General features: G+C 62.7%; 20 protein-coding genes. 3 read left to right on the forward strand and 17 right to left on the reverse strand.

The genetic code is table 11. The features are described from left to right. From ABEA12_RS17060 to infC, 5 genes are all read right to left on the reverse strand, one after another. Positions 1-948: a cation diffusion facilitator family transporter gene (locus ABEA12_RS17060; RefSeq protein ID WP_210101316.1), complete on the reverse strand. Its 948-nt coding sequence runs from the start codon at positions 946-948 to the stop codon at positions 1-3. Between the two features lie 156 nt (positions 949-1,104). Then, positions 1,105-2,019, reverse strand: coding sequence for a TrmH family RNA methyltransferase (locus ABEA12_RS17065; RefSeq protein WP_210101317.1), 915 nt, complete (start codon positions 2,017-2,019; stop codon positions 1,105-1,107). Between the two features lie 85 nt (positions 2,020-2,104). Continuing rightward, positions 2,105-2,776, reverse strand: coding sequence for a 50S ribosomal protein L20, sunset domain variant (rplT, locus tag ABEA12_RS17070; RefSeq protein WP_210101318.1), 672 nt, complete (start codon positions 2,774-2,776; stop codon positions 2,105-2,107). Between the two features lie 105 nt (positions 2,777-2,881). Beyond that, positions 2,882-3,076, reverse strand: a complete 195-nt coding sequence (gene rpmI, locus ABEA12_RS17075) for a 50S ribosomal protein L35 (RefSeq protein ID WP_210101319.1) — start codon at positions 3,074-3,076, stop codon at positions 2,882-2,884. Between the two features lie 124 nt (positions 3,077-3,200). Beyond that, the gene (gene infC / locus ABEA12_RS17080) at positions 3,201-4,154 is read right to left on the reverse strand and encodes a translation initiation factor IF-3 (protein WP_425571799.1); all 954 of its coding nucleotides are present in this window, start codon (positions 4,152-4,154) and stop codon (positions 3,201-3,203) included. A gap of 327 nt (positions 4,155-4,481) precedes the next feature. Between infC and ABEA12_RS17085 the strand changes: the two genes are divergently transcribed. After that, positions 4,482-4,847, forward strand: coding sequence for a DUF1844 domain-containing protein (locus ABEA12_RS17085; RefSeq protein WP_210101321.1), 366 nt, complete (start codon positions 4,482-4,484; stop codon positions 4,845-4,847). Positions 4,848-4,977: 130 nt separating this feature from the next. Here the strand turns inward: ABEA12_RS17085 and ABEA12_RS17090 are convergent, their stop codons facing one another. The 8 genes from ABEA12_RS17090 to ABEA12_RS17125 all read right to left on the reverse strand — a co-directional run bounded on the left by ABEA12_RS17090 (position 4,978) and on the right by ABEA12_RS17125 (position 11,518). Continuing rightward, positions 4,978-6,333 carry an MFS transporter gene (locus tag ABEA12_RS17090; RefSeq protein WP_210101322.1) on the reverse strand — a complete coding sequence of 452 codons (1,356 nt, stop codon included), beginning with the start codon at positions 6,331-6,333 and terminating at the stop codon, positions 4,978-4,980. Continuing rightward, positions 6,330-7,244 carry an SseB family protein gene (locus ABEA12_RS17095; protein ID WP_210101323.1) on the reverse strand — a complete coding sequence of 305 codons (915 nt, stop codon included), beginning with the start codon at positions 7,242-7,244 and terminating at the stop codon, positions 6,330-6,332. Before ABEA12_RS17095 ends, ABEA12_RS17090 begins: the two co-directional genes overlap by 4 nt. Before the next feature lie 298 nt (positions 7,245-7,542). Beyond that, positions 7,543-8,286, reverse strand: coding sequence for a bifunctional 1-(5-phosphoribosyl)-5-((5-phosphoribosylamino)methylideneamino)imidazole-4-carboxamide isomerase/phosphoribosylanthranilate isomerase PriA (gene priA, locus ABEA12_RS17100; RefSeq protein WP_210101324.1), 744 nt, complete (start codon positions 8,284-8,286; stop codon positions 7,543-7,545). A 64-nt stretch (positions 8,287-8,350) separates the two neighbouring features. Further along, positions 8,351-8,500 carry a hypothetical protein gene (locus ABEA12_RS17105; protein ID WP_210101325.1) on the reverse strand — a complete coding sequence of 50 codons (150 nt, stop codon included), beginning with the start codon at positions 8,498-8,500 and terminating at the stop codon, positions 8,351-8,353. Between the two features lie 3 nt (positions 8,501-8,503). After that, on the reverse strand, positions 8,504-9,139 hold the full coding sequence (gene hisH / locus ABEA12_RS17110; protein ID WP_210101326.1) for an imidazole glycerol phosphate synthase subunit HisH: 636 nt from the start codon (positions 9,137-9,139) through the stop codon (positions 8,504-8,506). Then, on the reverse strand, positions 9,140-9,760 hold the full coding sequence (gene hisB, locus ABEA12_RS17115; RefSeq protein ID WP_210101327.1) for an imidazoleglycerol-phosphate dehydratase HisB: 621 nt from the start codon (positions 9,758-9,760) through the stop codon (positions 9,140-9,142). It abuts the gene before it with no gap. Between the two features lie 121 nt (positions 9,761-9,881). Next, positions 9,882-10,997 carry a histidinol-phosphate transaminase gene (locus ABEA12_RS17120; protein WP_210101328.1) on the reverse strand — a complete coding sequence of 372 codons (1,116 nt, stop codon included), beginning with the start codon at positions 10,995-10,997 and terminating at the stop codon, positions 9,882-9,884. A 116-nt stretch (positions 10,998-11,113) separates the two neighbouring features. Continuing rightward, positions 11,114-11,518 (reverse strand): LysM peptidoglycan-binding domain-containing protein, encoded by a 405-nt coding sequence (locus ABEA12_RS17125; protein ID WP_210101329.1) that lies wholly within the window; start codon positions 11,516-11,518, stop codon positions 11,114-11,116. Between the two features lie 287 nt (positions 11,519-11,805). Between ABEA12_RS17125 and lexA the strand changes: the two genes are divergently transcribed. Continuing rightward, positions 11,806-12,525, forward strand: a complete 720-nt coding sequence (gene lexA, locus ABEA12_RS17130) for a transcriptional repressor LexA (RefSeq protein ID WP_210101330.1) — start codon at positions 11,806-11,808, stop codon at positions 12,523-12,525. A 122-nt stretch (positions 12,526-12,647) separates the two neighbouring features. On the opposite strand, the gene ABEA12_RS17135 is transcribed toward lexA, so the two are convergent. Continuing rightward, entirely contained in the window at positions 12,648-14,654 is a 2,007-nt protein-coding gene (locus ABEA12_RS17135; RefSeq protein WP_210101331.1) for an ATP-dependent DNA helicase, read from the reverse strand. Continuing rightward, entirely contained in the window at positions 14,647-16,179 is a 1,533-nt protein-coding gene (gene hflX, locus ABEA12_RS17140; protein WP_459257595.1) for a GTPase HflX, read from the reverse strand. Before hflX ends, ABEA12_RS17135 begins: the two co-directional genes overlap by 8 nt. Before the next feature lie 593 nt (positions 16,180-16,772). Between hflX and ABEA12_RS17145 the strand changes: the two genes are divergently transcribed. Further along, the gene (locus ABEA12_RS17145; RefSeq protein WP_210101333.1) at positions 16,773-17,390 is read left to right on the forward strand and encodes a class I SAM-dependent methyltransferase; all 618 of its coding nucleotides are present in this window, start codon (positions 16,773-16,775) and stop codon (positions 17,388-17,390) included. 15 nt (positions 17,391-17,405) lie between these two features. Here ABEA12_RS17145 and dapF read toward each other — a convergent pair whose 3' ends face one another. Next, a complete protein-coding gene (gene dapF / locus ABEA12_RS17150; protein ID WP_210101334.1) occupies positions 17,406-18,359 on the reverse strand; it encodes a diaminopimelate epimerase in 954 nt (317 codons plus the stop codon). A gap of 34 nt (positions 18,360-18,393) precedes the next feature. Then, positions 18,394-19,299: a tRNA (adenosine(37)-N6)-dimethylallyltransferase MiaA gene (gene miaA / locus ABEA12_RS17155; protein ID WP_210101335.1), complete on the reverse strand. Its 906-nt coding sequence runs from the start codon at positions 19,297-19,299 to the stop codon at positions 18,394-18,396.

The following is a 19,299-nucleotide window of genomic DNA, read 5'->3' on the forward strand; positions in this document are numbered from 1 at the left end:
CTATCCTTGCTCAACACTGGTCTGGTTTTTCGTTTCGGTCGCCTCCAGGATGTCGGGTTCGATGTAGATGACGCATTTGAGCGGCACCGCGGCACGTATGCGTGATTCCGCCCCGTCGATGGCCGCGGCGATCTGCCCACCGCTGGCATTCACCGGCACCGACACCTTGGCGGCGACAAGGATCTCTTCGGGGCCCAGGTGCAGGGTCTTGAGGTGGATGACGTTGGCGCCCTGTGCCGAGATTGCGGCCGAAATCAGGTTGACATGTTCCACCGTTGCCGATTCACCAAGCAACAACGATTTGGTTTCCAGTGCCAGCACGATCGCGATGACCACCAGCAACAAGCCGATGCAAGCGGTGCCGGCCGCATCGAATACGCCGTTTCCTGTCACCAGCGTGAGGCTGACTCCGCACAGTGCCAGAACCAGGCCGACGAGCGCACCAAGGTCTTCGAGCAGGATCACCGGAAGTTCGGGGGCCTTGGCGGTGCGAATGAATTTGGCCCACGTCTGCTTCCCGCGCACCAGGTTCGACTCCTTGATGGCCGTGCGGAACGAGAAACTCTCGGCAATGATCGCACCGCCCAGCACCGCCAGCGGTACCCACCACCACTTTCCTTCGATACCGTGTGGATCCTTGAACTTCTGCCACGCCTCGAACAGCGCAAAGAGGCCACCGACGCTAAAGAGTACGATCGAAACGATGAATGAATAGACGTAGCGTTCGCGGCCATAGCCAAAGGGGTGCTCCACGTCGGCTTCACGGCGCGCTTTCTTCCCCCCGACGAGCAGCAGAATCTGGTTGCCGGAGTCGGCCACCGAGTGGATTGCCTCGGCGAGCATGGAAGATGACGCAGTCACGGCCCAGGCCACAAACTTGAACACTGCAATGGTCAGGTTGGCTGCCAGTGCGGCGACCACGGCTTTCGTACCGCCGGATGATGCCATGTCTGATTCTGCCTTCTGTCGTAGGTTATGGGCGAAGCGGGCACGATATGCCGCGCATTAAGAATATAGTGCCCGCCGTGGCGCACGTGGATGGTATTCGAATAATATTTCCCCAATCCTATGGCAGGGGCTTTCACAGCGTCCGAGGCCGGTGTACTAGGTACAGTTCCGGCGTTGCGCGCGCGCCGAGGCATAAAGGCACACCGTCGCGGCGGTGCCCACATTCAGCGATTCGACCTTCCCGTACAGCGGTACCGCCACCCGATGGTCTGCACGGGCCATTTCGGCTTCTTCAAGACCTTGGCCTTCATTGCCAAAGAGCCACACCGTGGGAGATTCCAACCGGGGCTCCTCCAGCATGGCCTTGTCTTGGTTTTCGTTGCGGCGTGCGGCGCTGTCGTCTTGGAGCACATCGAGGTCCGCGGCGCCATAGCCGTCGGCGGCCAGGACCGTGCAACCCTGGGCTTTGAGGGTGGTGATCGTATGGCCGAAGTCGGCATTGGTGATGACAGGCAGGTGGAAAATCGAACCGACCGTTGAGCGCACCGCCTTGGGGTTGTAGATATCGACGCTGCCGGAGGTGAACACCACTGCGTCTGCACCGGCTGCTGCTGCCGCCCGCAGGATAGTCCCGGCGTTTCCCGGGTCCTGGACACGGCACAACACCGCCACGAGGCGTGGATTAAGCCCGGCCACAGCCTCGAGGCTCGTTTCCGGGATCAGGCAGGTGGCCACGATGCCCTGCGGGGTGACGGTGTCGGCCATCGCGGACAAGACCTCGGCACTGACCAGCCGGGTTCGCACGCCGCTGGCCTTGGCGGCCATTTCCTCGAATTCCGGGTAACGGTCAAGGCATTCCTCCGTCGCGTAGAGCGCACGCACGACCGGCTGGCCGCCGTGCCCGGCGTTGTGCAGATGCAAGGCCATCGCCTCGCGTACGGATTGGGGCCCCTCGGCCAAAAATTCCCCGCTCCGGGCGCGCCCGGTGCGGGTGGCCAGGCGGGCAACCTCACGGACCTTCTCGGCACGCACGTTGGTCATGGTTTCTTCGCTATACCCGGCTTGGTTCATGGAACCGACTTTACCGGGGATACACCAAAGGGACGGAATCACGATGGATTCCGTCCCTTTGGTCAAGAGCTTAGAAGCTCAAGGACTAGGCGTCCTTGATCTGCTGGCGAGATTCGCCACCTGCAGGCTCAAAGCCGGCAGCCTTTGCTGATTCAATGCTGTTGAACCAGAACTCGGCGACTGTCTGGTCGTACCAGGTCGAACCCGGTACGTGATACTTGTTGGCCTTGGCGTTCCCCTTGATGATGAAGCCCTCAGGAGCGTCTTCGCCTTCAACGGCCTTGACGGCGCCTTCGACTTCGGTCTTCTCGGCGGCCGGAGCGGCAGCCTTCTTGGCCGGAGCCTTCTTGGCGGCAGGAGCAACCGGGGCCGCGGCAGCGGCCTTCGGGGCGTTGACGTCAGCAGGCAGTGCGTTCTTGGCAACGGCAACCAGCGCGACGAATGCGTTGGCATCCGAAATGGCCAGCTCCGCCAGCATGCGGCGGTCAACCTCGACAGAGGCAGCCTTCAGGCCCTGGATCAGGCGGTTGTAGGTCATGCCGTTGGCCCTGGCTGCAGCGTTGATGCGCTGGATCCACAGGCGACGGAAGTTGCCCTTGCGCTTGCGGCGGTCACCGTAGCTGTAGACGTACGAGTGGAGCAGCTGCTCCTTGGCCTTGCGGTACAAGCGCGAGCGCTGACCGCGGTAGCCCTTGGCGCGTTCAAGAATGACGCGACGCTTCTTATGGGCGTTGACTGCCCGCTTCACACGTGCCACGTGTGTACTCCTTTGTTTCTGTCTCGCCTAGCCGCAACATGGCGGGCTGGCGAAAATCTTTATGTGGTCGGAAGCCCGAGCGCGGGTTTCCAGGACGGACTGGTGTTAGAGACCGAGCATCCGCTTGATGGTCTTGACGTCCGCCTTGGCGACCATCTGGTCAGAAGCCAGGCGACGGGTAAGTCGTGAGGACTTGTGCTCCAGGTAGTGACGGCGGTTGGCCTGCTGGCGCATGATCTTGCCGCTACCAGTGAGCTTGAAGCGCTTCTTGGCGCCACTATGGGTCTTGAACTTCGGCATATCCGCCGTTCTCCTTACTTGCTCCCGGGGACCTGTCGGGCCGGGGGTTCTTGCGAACTCCCGCGTTTGGGGGAATCCGTGGTTCTGGTGTTGCTCTTGCGAGCGTGCCCTGCTCGGGGGGACCTTACTTGGTCGTCCCGGGCTTGGCTGCGCGGGTTGCGGGCTTGGGGCCCGGCTTGCCCGCTGGTTTTGGTGCCATGGCCGTTGGCTTCGGAATCGCCATCGGCTTGGGTGCTGGAACCGGCTTGGCTGCAACGACCGGCTTGGCGGCCGGAGCCGGGGTCGTTGCCGGCTTGCTGGCTGCCGGACGCACGGGCGCCTTGGCAACTGCAGGTCGGCTCGGAGCCTCGCGGGCCGGTGCTGCCTTGACGGGGGCCTTGGCCACTGGAGGGACTACCTTGGGTGCTGCTGCTGCGGCGGCCTCTTCGGCTGCTGCTTCCGCACGCACCTTGGCAAGCTTTTCCATGATGTCGGATTCGATGACATCGGCGACGGAGCCGCCTACCTCGCCCTGGGGCTCGGAGGTATCGATCTTCGCCTTGGGGTTGGCTGCCTTGGCCTTGTCCGCATCGCGCTGTTCCACGCGGCGGGCTTCGGCCTTGGCCTCCGCCTTGTTCTTCAGCGGGCCGACAACCATGACCATGTTGCGGCCATCGATGCGGGGACTTGACTCCACCGCGCCGACTTCGGCAACCGCCTCGGCAAACTTGTTCAGCAGGCGAATGCCCATTTCGGGACGCTGCTGTTCACGGCCGCGGAACTGGATCATGGCCTTGACCTTGTCACCGGCTCCGAGGAAGCGAAGGGCGTGCCCGACCTTGGTCTCGTAGTCGTGCGTGTCGATCTTCAGACGGAAGCGAACTTCCTTCAGGATCGTGTTGGTCTGGTTCTTGCGAGTTTCGCGAGCCTTGACGGCAGCCTCGTACTTGTACTTCCCGAAGTCCATCAACTTGCAAACGGGAGGTTTCGCGGTAGGCGCCACCTCCACGAGATCAAGGTCGGACTCGACGGCAAGACGAAGAGCATCCTCAATACGGACAATGCCAACCTGTTCACCGGCAGGGCCGACAAGCCGCACCTCTGGGACGCGGATTCGATCATTAATGCGTGGATCGCTGATTAGTTGCTCCTGAGTAGTTCGTAGTTTCAGGCCCCCGCAACAAAAGGAAAGGCCCTCGGCTGCTGGTGCAGGCGAAGGCCACAAACTCGATTGATGAAGTATCATCTAGCCAACCAATCCCGCGGGAAAGTTTGGCGCCGAATCTACCCGGCCGCCTGAATCGGCTGCTGCGGGTGGGAGTGGCCTCCACTTGCGTACTGATCCCATGCATGCCTGGTCGCTTCACCCTTTCGGACGTCACGGCCAAATACACGGATTCAGTCGGTCTATGGAAAGCTTAGCAGTATGAGCACCCCTGAAACCAATCCGGACTCCAACAACGCCACCAACGAAATTCGCGACATAGCCGAAGTGGCCGCCGTTGAAATCATCACCACCGCCGCCGTGCACCTCATGAGCGCCGCCGCAGTCAAATGCGGTCTGGCCGAGGGCCCGGACGCCGAGGAACTCAAGGACCTTGACGAGGCGCGCAAGCTTATTACCGCTTTGGCCGGCTTGGTCACCTCAGCTGCCCCGGAAATCGGTTCACAGCACGCTGGCCCGTTGCGCGATGGCTTGCGCTCGCTGCAGCTGGCTTTCCGCGAGGCCTCGGCCTACCCGGACGAGCCGGGCAAGGGCCCGGGCGAAAAGCTCACGGGGCCGGTGAACTAGCACCCGCGGTTTCCACCGGAGAGCGCAACGCCAAAGGCCGGTCGCGGCCGAGAGAAATCACATAGCCAGAAACAGTAATGCCCCGCCACCGGTGGGGCATTACTGCATTCGCGGACCTTTGCCCTCGTGATCAGTCCTCGGCAAGAAGCGTGCGCACACGGCTGCGCGCTCGCCCACGGGCCCGCCGGCGACGGAGCTGCTGGGCGCCCAGGGCCACGGCACAAATGACGGCGCCGATCACGCCGACCGTGATGAATCCGGCGTTGGCACCGAACCCGTCCACTGTGGCGCCGGTAATCGGGGAACCCAACGCGGTGCCGCCGGTCAGCGCCGAACCGTACCATCCCATGGCCTCTCCCCGTCGCTTCTCCGCCACCAAGTCCGTCAGCCACTCCGAGGCAGCGGAGAGCACCGGGGCGCAGAGCATCCCGGAGGGGATCGAAAGCAGCGCCAAGGACCAGGTGTCCGTGGCAAAGGCCATCGGGATGGTCAGCACCGCCATGGCCAGCAACAACACGATGGGTGAAACACGCCGGCTCAGGCTGCCGTAAACCAGTCCCCCAAGCAGTGAGGCCCCGCACCAAAAAAGGAACACGATGCCAAGCTGTCCCTCGGACTGGTGCTCCTCAAGCAGCGAAAGGATCCCGACCTCCGTTCCCGAGAGCACCAGGCCTGCGCCCGATGAGGCGATGAACACGGCAATGACCGAGGCACTGATCCAGCCGAACTTGTCCCGGAAGTCCTCCCCGTGCGCCGCGATCCGCGCCCGCGTCGACTTGGCGCCGGCAAGGATCAGTTCGCCCTCGACACTGGCCAGGCCTCCTGGACTCGCGGCAATCAGCGAGGCCTCGGCGCCAAGGCGCTCCTCATGGGGATTCGGCTTCTGCGCTACGGCCCCGGGCTGGTCCGAGCGCGTGGGTGGATTCAGGATCATCAGTGCCAGCCCGCTCAGCGAGGCGGCCGCCGCGATCCCGATCATGCCGATGGTGGTGTCCAATGAAGTGGCAACGATGCCTGCACTTGCGGGCCCGACGATGAAGACCAATTCGGTGGCCATCGCATCCAGCGCGAACGCCGATCGCCGGTTGTCCCCCGTGGTCATCACTCCCAGGGAGGTACGCACCACGGAGAAGACGGGAACCGAGAAAAGCCCTCCAAGGAACACCAGGGGCAAAATCCAGGTGAAGGACACCTGCGGGACAATGCTCCATACCACCGCCTCGGCGATGACCGAGGGGATCAACGCACGGCGAAGGCCGTAGATGTCCACGATGTGCCCACGCCAAGGAGCACCCAGCGCGATGCCGATGGTCATCAAGGCGACAACAAGTCCTGCCGAACCCCAGTCTTGGCCCAGGTCGTTGACCAGGTGAAGCAGCAGGAGCATTCCGACCGCGGAGTGCGGAAGCCGGGCCACCATGCCGATCAGCAGCAGGGGCGCTACCCCGCGTTGCTTCAGAAGTTGGCCATAGCGACCGAACTTCATGAGGGCATGCCGGAACCGGATTCAGGATTGGACTTCAGCGCGACCTCGAGCGAGTCGACGTTTTGCACGAATTCTTCGATGGCGGAGAGCTTGGCATGGATCCGGGCGACGCATTCGCGGGCCTCGGCTTCCTCGATGCCAAGGGCGAAGGTGAACTCGAGACGCAGTTCCGGGCCCGGGCCCCCGCCGAGCACGGCGGTGCCCTCGGCCGTGCGCGTGGCCACCCCGTGGCCGGGTTCCATATGGATCGAGGCTAGAGCGTCCTCGCTCAACGCCTGCTCGGCCACCACGGCGGCAAGGTCCTCGTTGAGGTAGCTGGGGATCCATTCGCGTTGCTGGGCCAGTGCCCACAGGCCCGGTCGGCGCAAAACAAAAGTGAAGTCGGCGCCCGGGTCCAGCACCAACAGATCTGCTTCCTCGCTGACGGCGGAAAGCGCGGCGCGCGGCGCGTATACGGCCACTGGCCTGGCCTCGGAGTGCCAGGCCTGCAGGTTGTCCACGCTGCTGAAGATGGGCAAGGCGGTCCGTCCGTCCGGTGCGGTGAGCGTCACCAGCGACATGTCTGCTTCCTTGTCCTCGGTGACGCCGTGTTCACCCAGGCCGCCTTCGGCCAATTGGGCAACCACTGCGATGTAGACGCGTGTTTCGGCCAGTGCTGCCTGGACCAGCTGTTCGCTGCCCGTACCCGATTTCAGGGCTTCGAGGGCGGATTCGAGTTTCGCGTCGATCAGCCCGTCGTCGTTGTCGAAGTTGTGCAACGGGTTGCCTTCACCGCTAAGGTCCCGTCCGTCCCAGCTTTGGCCCGCGGAATCAGTTCTGCCGCCGGCGCGTGAAAGGGCCGCGGCGATATGTCCGGGCAGGTGTCGTTCGGATTCCTGGTTAAGGGGGGAAGAAGGAGAATTCGCGCTCATGTGTTCATGCTATCTCGCGCCAAGTCCGCGGGCCGATCCCCCGGCGGGCATTGCCGGTGTCCGGCCCCATGTGTCCCGGGGAGTACCCCGGGGATCGGGTAAATTACCTAGTGTGGCTAAGCTCGCCCTAGGTGCGCTTCGTTCGCGGTTGGCTGCTCCTGGGCCCGTGGCCCGTGGCCCGGAACATCGTTCTTGGGCATCTTGCAGAACGGAAGCAAGACTTCAGGCAGGGTCGCGGTGCGGTCCTGCCTGAAGTCTTGGTGACTATTGGCTGCCCGGGAGGCAGTTGGTCTTCGTCTTATCGACGGCCTGCAACATCAAGGGCTTCGCCCATGGTGAACTTTCCTGCGTACAGGGCCTTGCCAACGATTGCACCCTCGACGCCGTTGGGGACCAGTTCACGCAAGACGCGCAGGTCCTCAAGGCTTGAGATTCCGCCGGATGCGATCACTGGCTTGGAGGTGCGCTTGCACATCTCGGCCAGCAGTTCGACGTTGGGTCCGCGCAGTGTTCCGTCCTTGGTCACGTCCGTGACCACGTAGCGCGCGCAGCCGGCCTCTTCGAGCCGCGCCAGGACTTCCCAGATGTCCCCGCCTTCCTTGGTCCAGCCGCGGCCAGAGAGCGTGGTGCCGCGCACGTCGAGGCCCACTGCGATCTTGTCCCCGTGACGGGCGATGGCACGGGCGGTCCACTCGGGGTTTTCCAGGGCTGCGGTCCCCAGGTTCACTCGGGTCGCCCCGAACTCGAGGGCGCGCTCGAGGGATTCATCGTCGCGGATGCCGCCGGAGAGCTCAACCTTGATGCTCAGTTCCTTGGCGATGCGTCCGAGGATCTCGGTGTTGTGGCCACGGCCAAAGGCAGCATCGAGGTCAACCAGGTGCACCCATTCGGCACCGGCGTTCTGCCACGACAGGGCCGCCTCGAGCGGATCTCCGTATCCGGTTTCGCTTCCGGCCTCGCCCTGGACCAGGCGCACGGCTTCGCCGTCGGCCACATCAACGGCGGGCAGCAATTCCAGGATGCTGTTTTTGTTCTCTGTCATGATCGATCCTTAGGTTCTGTGTCGGCGCTCGGCTGGGCAGCAAAACATGCCCGCCGGCCTGTGGTTAAAGCGTGAGGACGTAGGCTCCGAAGAGCGCCACACCTGCTAGCGCCCATGCGGTGATGATCCAGGAGATGTGTGCGCGTTGCTGGCGCATGGACAGCGCCCCGCCGCCCAGGATACCGGCGACGCCCATGAGAATGACTGACCACATGATCTAGAGGGTCTCCAACCAGTTGCGCAGCAAGCGAGCACCCGCATCCCCGGACTTCTCCGGGTGGAACTGCAGGGCGCACAGCGGACCGTTTTCGATGCCCGCGATGAAAGGGACCCCGTGCTCGGCCCAAGTGACCTGTGGCGGGGTCATCTTCGGTTGGGCGACCTCGAAGTTCCATTCCTGTACGGCGTAGGAATGCACGAAGTAGAAGCGTTCGTTCTCGATCCCGGCAAAAAGCTTGCTTCCTTCGGGCGGTGTGACGGTGTTCCACCCCATATGCGGGATGACAGGGGCCTTGAGCAACTCCACGGTGCCAGGCCATTCGCCCAGTCCCGGGGTGCGTATCCCGTGTTCCACTCCTTCATCGAAAAAGACCTGGTGTCCGACACAAACACCGAGGACCGGTCGGCCCCCAGCGATTCGGCGTCCGATCCAACGTATCGCCCCGACGTCCTTGAGCGCCTGCATGACCGCGGCGAACGCGCCCACCCCGGGAACAAAGAGCCCGTCGCATTCGGCGATGTCCTCGGGCTTGGCCGAGAGCTTTACCTGTGCACCGGCGGCTTCGAGGGCTCTGACCGCGGATCGGACATTGCCCGATCCGTAGTCCAGGACCGTGACGGTCTTCGCTGCCATCTACAGCGCGCCCTTGGTGGAAGGAATGGCATCGCCGATGCGCGGGTCCGGTTCCACTGCCTGGCGCAACGCCCGGGCAAGGGCCTTGAACTGGGCCTCGACGATGTGGTGCGGGTCGCGGCCGGCGATCACTGTCATGTGCAGGCAGATCTGTGCGTGAAGAGTCAGCGATTCAAAGATGTGGCGGGTCAGCGAACCGGTGAAGTGTCCGCCGATGAGGTGGTACTCCTGACCTGCGGGTTCCCCGCCGTGCACCAGGTAGGGCCGGCCGGAGATATCAACGACGGCGTTGGCCAGCGCTTCGTCCAGCGGGACGGTGGCTTCGCCGAAGCGGCGGATCCCGGCTTTGTTGCCCAGTGCTGTGCGCAGCACCTCGCCAATGGTGATGGCTACGTCTTCGACGGTGTGGTGGGCGTCGATGTGGACGTCGCCGGTAGCACGCACGGTGAGGTCGATCAGCGAGTGCTTCGACAGCGCGGTCAGCATGTGGTCGTAGAACGGGACGCTGGTGCTGATTTCGGAGCGGCCGGTGCCGTCCAGATCGAGTTCGACAAAGACGGAGGACTCGCTGGTGACGCGTTCGAGGCGAGCGCGACGACCCGTGAGTAGTTCGGCAGACATGCACATTCCTTTGGATCAGGCGTTGAGAGTGGGGATGGCGGACAGTGACTGCGATGGGTCCCGGGTTCTGGAGGTGGAATCCTCCGTGCCGGCGGTTAGCGCCACTGTGTCAAGTTTAGCCCTAGAGCGTGTGAGGACCCTGATGGAGCAGTTCCTCGAGACGAACCAGGAACGCGGTGGTCTCGGCCTCGGTGCCAGCGGTGACCCGCAGGTGGCCCGGAATCCCTACATCGCGGATGATGACCCCCGCTTCCAACAGGCCTTCCCAAATGGCCTTGGGGTTCGCAAGTCCGCCGAAGAAGACGAAATTGGAGTCGCTGGAAGCTGGCTCCAGCCCCATGCGGGTCAGTTCGTTGACGATACGGTCACGTTGGACCTTGATTGCCTCGACGTTGGCCAGCAGTGCATCGACGTGTTTCAACGCGGCGTTCGCTGTTGCCTGGGTGATCGCCGAGAGGTGGTACGGCAGGCGGACCAGCCGAATGGCGTCGGTGACTTCAGGCGCTGCGGCAAGGTAGCCCAGGCGGGCACCGGCCAAGGCAAAGGCCTTGGACATGGTGCGCGAAACTATCAGCCGCTCACGCCCCGGCAGCAGCGAGAGCGCCGAGGCCGTTCCCGTATGGGCGAATTCCGCGTAGGCCTCGTCCACGATCACGATCGCGTGGCTTGCTTCCCCGGCTTCGTAGACGGCCTCAACGACATCCAGACCCAGCGCAGTGCCGGTTGGGTTGTTCGGTGAGCACAGCATGACGATGTTCGGCGCAGTCTCGCGTACCTGGACCGCGGCGTCGGCTGCGGAAAGCCCGTAGCACTCGGTGCGAACCCCGGCCACGTAGGTGGTGTCGGTTCCGGAAGCCAGCAGCGGATACATGGAGTAAGTGGGAGGGAATCCCATGACGGTGCGTCCTGGACCTCCGAAGGCCTGCAGTATTTGCTGGAGGACCTCGTTGGAGCCGTTGGCCGCCCAGACATTGTCCGCTTCCAGTCCGTGGCCAAGGTAAGCGGCCAGTCGCTCGCGTAGTTCGGTGAACTCACGGTCGGGGTAACGATTCAGGCCAACGGCCGCTGCAGAGACTTCTTCCACAATCGCCCGATGGACCTCGGCGGGAAGCGGATGAGTGTTTTCATTGACGTTCAGCTGGATGGGTACGTCAATTTGTGGTGCACCGTAGGGTTTGAGACCTTGGAGATTCTCTCGCAGGGGCAGATTTGCCAGGCGATTTAGCCGTTCATTCACCGCTCAAGTCTACGGTGGCTTCCCGCCCTCCAAGAATCAGCGCCGGCACCAAGGGTCATAATCCGTTAGCAATGCGGAGGTGCAGCGTAGTTCCGCACCCTTTGGGTTAACAATCTTCAGCTTCCGATGGGAACGAAGAGTTCCGCTCCCGGCTGCAGTACCGAGCTGTTGAGGTTGTTCAGATCACCGATCTGCTGCACGGCATCGCGGGGTTCGAGCTGCGGGGCAAATTCACGAGCCAATCCCCAGAGGGTGTCCCCCTCGATGACGGTGACGCTTAAGGCGTCAACGCCAACCGGGTTCACGTCCGAGGCATTCGCGGGTGACAGGAATACGCCCAGGAGCATCAATGCCACGACGCTGATAAGAAAGATTGGTAGTCCAATAATCACGAACTTGCCGCGGCGGGTAAGTCGCAAAGGAGCGAGGTCGGATTCGTTTCCCTGTGCTGAACGCGGAGCAGGGATGTAGTCGGGGGACGTAATTAGGTGGAGCGGGGCCGAGAGAGCAGTGCTTGCCATGTCTTTGCCTTTCCTCTGAATTCACTTGTTCGACGAGGGCATGTGGCCCAGACTCGAACAGGAGACTGTTATTAGTACAAATCTTTCGAAGATATGTTCGTAGTGCGTAGGTTATTTCTAGCACCTTTCGACGACACGTGTCCATATATGTTCGAACAAATCTTTGAAAGTAGTGTCTTTATCTACTAAGCTTGGAGTCGTGAAGCGATGTATTTACTACATCAACACACACCTACAATTTGCGGCACGCGCGGGCACCCCGCGATGATCGGGATGAGGCACTGACAATGACGACCGAAGAACGAACCCCTCGACGCGACGCGAAGAGTCTGACGATTCGCCAGAAAAAGGTCCTCGAGACCATCCAACGTTCCGTAAGTACCAATGGCTACCCGCCGTCGATGCGGGAAATCGGGGATGCCGTTGGGCTCGCGAGCCTTTCGAGCGTGACCCACCAGCTCAGCCAACTCGAGAAGCTCGGCTATATCCGCCGCGATCCACGTCGGCCCCGCGCCATGGAGATCCTGCTTCCGCTCCAGCTCAAGGGAGAATCAAAGCTGCAGTTGGTAGAGGGCGGTACGGAGCTCAAGGCAGCGAACGGAATGAACGTCTCCGAGCTGACAACCTCTGCGGACACCGCGATGGTGCCATTGGTAGGGCGCATCGCCGCCGGTGGACCAATCCTCGCCGACCAGGCTGTGGAAGACGTTTTCGCCCTCCCGCGCCAGTTGGTGGGACACGGAGAACTTTTTATGCTCAAAGTCAGCGGAGATTCGATGATTGACGCCGCCATTTGCGATGGCGACTGGGTGGTTGTCAGGCGCCAACCTACAGCAATCAACGGAGACATCGTCGCGGCACTTCTCGATGACGAGGCCACAGTAAAGACTTTCCGGCAGCGGGACGGCCATACATGGCTCTTGCCTCAGAACTCCCGCTACGAACCGATCCTGGGCGATTCCGCCACGGTGATGGGCAAGGTCGTATCGGTCATGCGTTCGATCTAGGAACGCACCCAGGAACACATCCCCCCGCAAATACCAGAGGGCCGGTCAACTTGACCGGCCCTCTGGTATTTCGCTCCTCAGGGGCGTACGTCCTCCACGAAGCAGGAGATGGCAAGACCAACCTAGCCTTCGGCGAGCCTTTCAAGGGCCGCAATAACCGTGGGTTTGTCGGGGGTGGCCCACAGTGGCGGCAACGACGCCCGCAGGAATGTTCCGTACCGCTCGGTGGCCAAACGTGAATCAAGCACGGCGACCACGCCCTTGTCATTTACCGAGCGGATCAGACGTCCCGCCCCCTGCGCCAGACGCACAGCAGCGTGGCTCGCGGCCACTGCCATGAACCCGTTGCCACCGTGCTTGGCGACATCACGGCTGCGTGCCGAGGACAGCGGGTCATCGGGGCGCGGGAAGGGTATTTTGTCGATGATGACCAACCGGCAGGCGTTGCCGGGCACGTCCACTCCCTGCCACAACGTCATCGTGCCAAACAAGCAGGTGTCCGGCTCGGCGGAGAACTGGTCGACAAGGGCCTTCATGCTCGATTCGCCCTGGCACAGGATTGGGATATCCAGCCGCGCCCGCAGGATCTCGGCGGCATCCTCGGCCGCCCGGCGCGAAGTGAACAGTGCCAGCGCCCCTCCGCCGGAGGCGTTGATCAAATCCTCGATCTCGCATAGTGTTTCTTGCGACATCTGGCGCCCTGGTTTGGGCAGGTGCTTGGCGACATACAAGATGCCTTGCTTGGGATAGTTAAAGGGGCTTCCCACATCGACACCGTTCCAGGTCGGCGCCCCGTCCCCGACCAGCCCCAAGGTGCCCGCAACCGGCTCGAAGGCCGCGCCGATGGCCAGTGTTGCACTGGTGAGAATCACGGTACGGCCGTCGAAGAGGCCCTCCCGAAGCTTTCCGGCCACCGAGAGCGGGGCCACGTTCAGGGTCGGCTGGGTGGACTCGTCAGGTTGCACGTATCCCTCCCCCGCAGAGAAATGGCCGGGCCTGGAGGCCCAGATGACTTCGCGCTCCTCGGTCATCTCAAGCATCTTGTTGCATTGCTCCACCAGGTACATCACCTGGGAGCGTGCCATCTGGCGACCGCCGTCAGCCGGTGCATTGGCTTCGGCCTTGGAATCGGAGAGCACCACCCGCGCGGCCTCGGAGATCTGGTTGAGCGCCGATTGCTGTTCCTCGTTCAGTCCCTTGGCCATGAGTCCGGTGGGAACGCCTTCGAGGGACCGGGCCAGTGCCTTGGCCCCCTGGTTCAGCGCGTCGACGCTGACCGAGCAGTGCTTGCGCGCGGCCGAGGCTGCTGTCTGGACCATGGTCACCGACAGGGGCCGCGTCACCGAACTGGTCACCCTGTCCTGCAGCTCGTGGGCTTCGTCAATGATGACGGTGTCGAAATCCGGCAGTACTGCGAGGCCTTCGAAGGCCGAGACGGCCAGCATTGCGTGATTGGTGATCACCACGTCGGCGTCCGCTGCCCGGGAACGAGCCAACTCGCTGAAGCACTCGGCGGCCATGGGACACTTTTGCGCACCCAGGCAGTCCATGGCGCTGACCGAGACCTGGCGCCAGGCCTTGTCACTGACTCCGGGGCTGATGTCGTCCCGGTCCCCGGTGTTGGTGCGCTCTGCCCATTCCCGGAGCCGCACCACTTCCTGGCCCAACGCGGAGTTGGGCCCATCGCTTGAGCCACCAGCAACGGGGGTGCCGGAGTCCATCGAAAACAATGCGCCTTCGTCATCGTCGGGGTACCCGCCCCCGAGCTTGTACTGGCACACGTAGTTGGAACGGCCCTTGACCAGGGCGACGTCCATCTCCCGCGGCAGTTTGTCCTTCAGCGAGGAAAGCAGCCGAGGCACATCGCGCCCAACGATCTGCGCCTGCAGGGCCAGGGTTGCGGTGGAAATCACCACCGGCTTCTCCGATCCAAGAGCGTGGGCAAGTGCCGGAACCAGATAGGCCATCGACTTGCCCGTGCCGGTTCCTGCCTGCACGAGCAAGTGTTCACCACTTTCCATGGCGCGCACGACCTGTCGGGCCATTTCGTGTTGCCCCGGCCGGTTTTGCCCGCCCATGGTGGACACTGCGGTGTCCAATAGGTCGATGACCTCTGATTCCTCAGCCATGAATACTAAATTGCTCCACTTCTGCGGCCAAGCCTTCGCGGACCTTGACCATCATGCGGGTTCCCACTTCGGTGTGCTCGATGGCCAGGATCTCGGCCTCGGCGCCGTGGAGCCTGTTGACCACGTCGCCTCGATCATAGGGAATCATCAATTCTAGTTGGACATCCGGCCGCGGAATTGCATCACTGATTTTCGCCAGCAGTTCCTCGATGCCTTCGCCGGTACGTGCCGAGACGATGACGTGGTTGGGCTCGTGCTGGCGCAGGCGTTCCACCACGAAGGGATCGGCCACGTCAGCCTTGTTCAAAACGATGATCTCGGGGATGCCGCGGGCGTCAACATCGTTGAAAACCTCACGGACCGCCTGGATCTGGCCTTCGGGGTCCGGGTGCGAGGCATCCACCACGTGCAGGATCAGATCGGCGTCGGCCACTTCCTCCAGCGTGGAGCGGAAGGCCTCGACCAGTTGGGTGGGCAGCGATTTCACGAACCCGACGGTGTCCGCCAGCGTGTAGGTCAACCCGTCGCTGGTTTCGGCTTGCCTGACGGTGGGATCCAGCGTCGCAAACAGCGTGTTGTCGACAAGGACCCCGGCGTGGGTGAGCCGGTTGAGCAACGAGGACTTCCCGGCGTTGGTGTATCCGGCAATGGCCACCGAGGGAACCATGTTGCGCTTGCGATTGGCGCGCTTGGTTTCCCGGGCCGGAAGCATTCCCTTGATTTCCTTGCGCAGCTTGGCCATGCGGTCGCGAATGCGCCGGCGGTCCATTTCGATCTTTGTTTCGCCGGGACCACGCGAGCCGATGCCGCCACCGGCGGTGCCCACGCGGCCACCTGCCTGGCGTGACATCGATTCACCCCAACCGCGCAGGCGCGGCAGGAGGTATTCGAGTTGGGCCAATTCCACCTGCGCGCGGCCCTCGTGGCTTTTTGCGTGCTGTGCAAAGATGTCAAGGATCAAGGCGGTGCGGTCGATGACCTTCACTTTGACTACGTCTTCGAGGGCGCGACGTTGGGAGGGCGCGAGTTCGGTGTCGATGATGACGGTGTCTGCCCCGGTGGCTGAAACGATGTCTCGCAGTTCCATGGCCTTGCCGGAACCTAGATAGGTGTTTGCATCGGGCTTTGCACGGCGTTGGACCATGCCGTCAAGGACTTCCGAGCCTGCGGTCTCGGCCAGTGCCGCCAGTTCCCTGAGCGAGTTCTCGGCGTCTTCGGCCGTGCCTTCGTTCCAGATGCCTGCCAAAACCACACGTTCGAGGCGCAGCTGCCGGTTTTCAACCTCGGTGACGTCCTCGAGCTCGGTGGACAGGCTTGCCGATCGGCGAAGCCCCCTTCTGGCTTCAAGTTCGTCCTGGTCCCCGTCGAATGAGGTGTGCTCGTCGGTGAGCCTGCTCAGCGCCTGGGCACGGCCTGCGAGGATGCCTTCATCCTCGGGAGCGCCAAAGTGTGTGCTTTTGCTGGCTGCGGCAGCGTCGCTGGCAAGGATCCGTTCGATGGCGGACTGAAGCTGTGCGTCGTCCATCTCGTTGTCCTGCGGGCCGCTGGGCTGTGGATTGGTCATGTTCCCCTTTGCTTGCTGTATTCCAGAATAGTGCCCCGGGCCGACAGATGCGTCTTCGCCGGTGGATTGGCCTTCTTGGGGGTGAGGTACGTGGGGTGTTTGCATGGTTGGTCCTTGCTGGGCTCCGTACGGGGACGGTCCGCCCTGGTTACTTGGTCCGGGACCGCGGGTGATGCGATCGCTCACGGGTGCATGGGCTGCGGCTGTATTGGGCCACGTCACGCGTATGCTCCGGAACCCGGCTTTGCCCTGCCAGGCTTCCTGTCAGCCCGGGTACGAGAAAATGGGGTGGTTTCCTCGAGGCTTGAATCAAGGAGTGACTATTCGGCGGTACACAGCATGGCCCGTTGTTGGTCTACTTGGCCTCACGGAGCCAAAGGCTCGGTGGGAAGGACGCGGCACATTCGTGGGTTTAGTGCGTCTTACAGCTTAGTCATAGGGAAAACTCTATCACTTCATCCGGCTGCGCGCCTTGATGTATCTCACAGTCGGTTGGGGGCCCGAATCGGGGGCCGAGTTTGGGTTTGTCACCCGCAGGCGGTTAACCTGCCAACATGAGCCCGGACCATTATTTCAGCGCACAGCCTTCCACTCCCGAGAAACGGCGCGACATCAGCGTCGAATTGGGCGGTGCCACACGCAGGCTGAAATCCTCCGGCGGCATCTTCAGTCCTGACCGCATCGACAAGGGAACCGCGGTTCTTTTGCGTGGTGTTCCGGCACCGGATTCCCAAGGCAACCTCCTGGACATCGGTTGCGGATGGGGACCGATCGCACTTTCGATGGGACTGGCCTCACCGGAGGCAACAATTTACGCGGTCGACGTCAATGAACGCAGCCTTGGGCTCACCCGGGACAACGCGGTGTCCCTTGGGCTGAAGAACGTGGTGGTCGCGCTGCCCGGGGAGGTTGACCCCTTGATCAGCTACAACACCATTTGGTCCAATCCACCGATCCGGATCGGCAAGGAAGCGCTGCACGAGTTGCTGCTTCTGTGGTTGCCCCGCTTGGCACCGGGCGGCAATGCGTGGCTGGTCGTGCAAAAGAACCTGGGTGCCGATTCCCTGCAGAAGTGGCTGGGCACCGTGATGCCCCCGGAATGGACCATTGAACGGGTATCAACCGACAAGGCCTTCCGGATCCTGCATGTGGGACGTCCTGAAACTTCCTGATGCTTCGGTGCGCTTCTAGCTGCCCAGAACCTCACCACGGGAAACCAGGACCGCCGGACCGCTGAGAATCACGTGTTCCTGGCCGCTTTCGGCGATGGCGAATCCCACCCTCAGCTCCCCTCCCGGCACCTGCACCGTCCATTGCCCAGCGGCATTGCCCTGGGCCCAGTGCCGGGTAGCGATGACTGCGGCGCAGGCACCCGTGCCGCAGGAGAGCGTTTCTCCGACCCCGCGTTCGTGGACGCGCATCCGAAGCACGGCGCGGTCTTCGTCCAACACGGCCCCTTCGACCAATACGTACTCTACATTCGTGCCGTTCCGGGTTGTCGGCTCGACTTCCGGTGCTGTTGAGAGATCAAGGTTGTCCAGCTCCGCGGCGGTGGCAACCGCCACCACCGTGTGCGGGTTGCCCACCGAGACGCTCAACGCGCCGCGGGCCTTGTCCAGTTTGGCCGTGGACACGATGGAATCCAACCCGTTCTCCTGGGCTGCCTGTGCGTGGACGAACTCCCAGGGGCCCATGTCCACGGCGTAGCCATCTTCGAGCCGCGTCACGACCTTGAGGCCTGCGCGCGTGCCGACGGGCAGTTGGCCACCGACGGGCAGGTCCACGAGCTGTTCCTTGAGCAGGAAATGGACGAAGACACGCACACCGTTGCCGCACATTTCCGAGATCGTTCCATCTGCGTTGCGGTAGTCCATGAACCAGTAGGCATCGGGCCGGATTTCCAGGATCTTGCGTCCCTCTGGCAGCGTGTCCGAGGGAACGGCGCGAATCAGTCCGTCGCCGCCTATGCCCCGGTGCCTGTCGCACAGTGCTGCGACCTGGCGCTGGCCAAGATCATGTTGGTTCTCTGGGTCGGAGACTAGGATGAAGTCGTTTCCCGTCCCGTGTCCCTTGGCATAGTTGAGCCTGCCTACGGCCGATTGAAGGTCGGTGGGTTCCATGGTGTGATCGGTGGTGCTCATGTGCCCAACTCTACGTGCCGTGAATTGTCCGAAGCTATTTCGCGGTTTCCTTGATTCGCGCCAGGACCCCGGGCATCATCGAGTCGGAGACGGGGTTGAACCAGGAGACCCGTTTGTCGGCTCCGAACCATGTGACTTGGCGCCGGGCAAACTGCCGCGTGGCGATGACGGTCTTTTCCGTTGCTTCCTTGAAGGACATCGTCCCGTCGAGAGCCGCCAGAAATTGTGCATATCCGATGGCACGCGAAGCGGTCTTCCCTTCGCGCAGGCCTTCGCGATCGAGCCGGCGGACTTCGTCAAGCAGCCCGAGCTCGACCATGGTGCCCACACGGGAGGCCAATCGCGCATGGAGCAGGGTGCGGTCCATGTCCAGGCCGATTTGGATGGCTGGGGAGTGGTATTTGCGCTGGGGCATGAAGGAACTGAACGGCTTGCCGCTGATTTCGTGGACTTCCAAGGCGCGGATAAGCCTCCGGTCATCCAGGTTCCTTGCCGCTGAAATAGGGTCGACCGCAGCCAACCGCTCGGCGAGGGAACCGATTCCCGTTGCGGCGGCCTCCGCTTCGATCCGCCTACGCACGTTGGCGTCTGTCGGAGGGAAATCGATCTCGTCAAGGGCCGCACGCACGTACAGGCCCGAGCCGCCGACGAGGATGGGCACCGCGCCACGTTCACGGATCGACTCGAATGCCTCTCTGGCGTCCTTCTGGAAACGGGCGACGCTCGCCTCCTGGCGCACGTCCATGATGTCCAGCAGGTGGTGGGGTATGCCACCTCGCTCATGGACCGGCAGCTTGGCGGTGCCGATGTCCATGCCTCGGTAGAACTGCAACGCATCGGCATTGACGATCTCCCCGCCAAGTTCCTGGGCCAGGGCGATGGAGAGGTCGGACTTGCCTGTTCCGGTTGGTCCCAGGACGGCAATCACCGGAAGTGCCAT

This window comes from Paeniglutamicibacter antarcticus (assembly GCF_039544305.1).
Lineage (GTDB): Bacteria > Actinomycetota > Actinomycetes > Actinomycetales > Micrococcaceae > Paeniglutamicibacter > Paeniglutamicibacter antarcticus_C.

Excerpts from the sequence above, each read along its gene's own strand:
- lexA (WP_210101330.1), top strand. The coding sequence starts at position 11,806 with ATGACGACCGAAGAACGAACCCCTCGACGCGACGCGAAGAGTCTGACG.
- ABEA12_RS17105 (WP_210101325.1), bottom strand. The coding sequence starts at position 8,500 with ATGTGGTCAGTCATTCTCATGGGCGTCGCCGGTATCCTGGGCGGCGGG.
- ABEA12_RS17090 (WP_210101322.1), bottom strand. The coding sequence starts at position 6,333 with ATGAAGTTCGGTCGCTATGGCCAACTTCTGAAGCAACGCGGGGTAGCG.
- dapF (WP_210101334.1), bottom strand. The coding sequence starts at position 18,359 with ATGAGCACCACCGATCACACCATGGAACCCACCGACCTTCAATCGGCC.
- ABEA12_RS17060 (WP_210101316.1), bottom strand. The coding sequence starts at position 948 with ATGGCATCATCCGGCGGTACGAAAGCCGTGGTCGCCGCACTGGCAGCC.
- ABEA12_RS17125 (WP_210101329.1), bottom strand. The coding sequence starts at position 11,518 with ATGGCAAGCACTGCTCTCTCGGCCCCGCTCCACCTAATTACGTCCCCC.
- ABEA12_RS17145 (WP_210101333.1), top strand. The coding sequence starts at position 16,773 with ATGAGCCCGGACCATTATTTCAGCGCACAGCCTTCCACTCCCGAGAAA.
- hisH (WP_210101326.1), bottom strand. The coding sequence starts at position 9,139 with ATGGCAGCGAAGACCGTCACGGTCCTGGACTACGGATCGGGCAATGTC.
- hflX (WP_459257595.1), bottom strand. The coding sequence starts at position 16,179 with ATGGACGACGCACAGCTTCAGTCCGCCATCGAACGGATCCTTGCCAGC.
- rpmI (WP_210101319.1), bottom strand. The coding sequence starts at position 3,076 with ATGCCGAAGTTCAAGACCCATAGTGGCGCCAAGAAGCGCTTCAAGCTC.
- ABEA12_RS17135 (WP_210101331.1), bottom strand. The coding sequence starts at position 14,654 with ATGGCTGAGGAATCAGAGGTCATCGACCTATTGGACACCGCAGTGTCC.
- hisB (WP_210101327.1), bottom strand. The coding sequence starts at position 9,760 with ATGTCTGCCGAACTACTCACGGGTCGTCGCGCTCGCCTCGAACGCGTC.
- ABEA12_RS17095 (WP_210101323.1), bottom strand. The coding sequence starts at position 7,244 with ATGAGCGCGAATTCTCCTTCTTCCCCCCTTAACCAGGAATCCGAACGA.
- ABEA12_RS17065 (WP_210101317.1), bottom strand. The coding sequence starts at position 2,019 with ATGAACCAAGCCGGGTATAGCGAAGAAACCATGACCAACGTGCGTGCC.
- miaA (WP_210101335.1), bottom strand. The coding sequence starts at position 19,299 with ATGGCACTTCCGGTGATTGCCGTCCTGGGACCAACCGGAACAGGCAAG.
- priA (WP_210101324.1), bottom strand. The coding sequence starts at position 8,286 with ATGACAGAGAACAAAAACAGCATCCTGGAATTGCTGCCCGCCGTTGAT.
- ABEA12_RS17085 (WP_210101321.1), top strand. The coding sequence starts at position 4,482 with ATGAGCACCCCTGAAACCAATCCGGACTCCAACAACGCCACCAACGAA.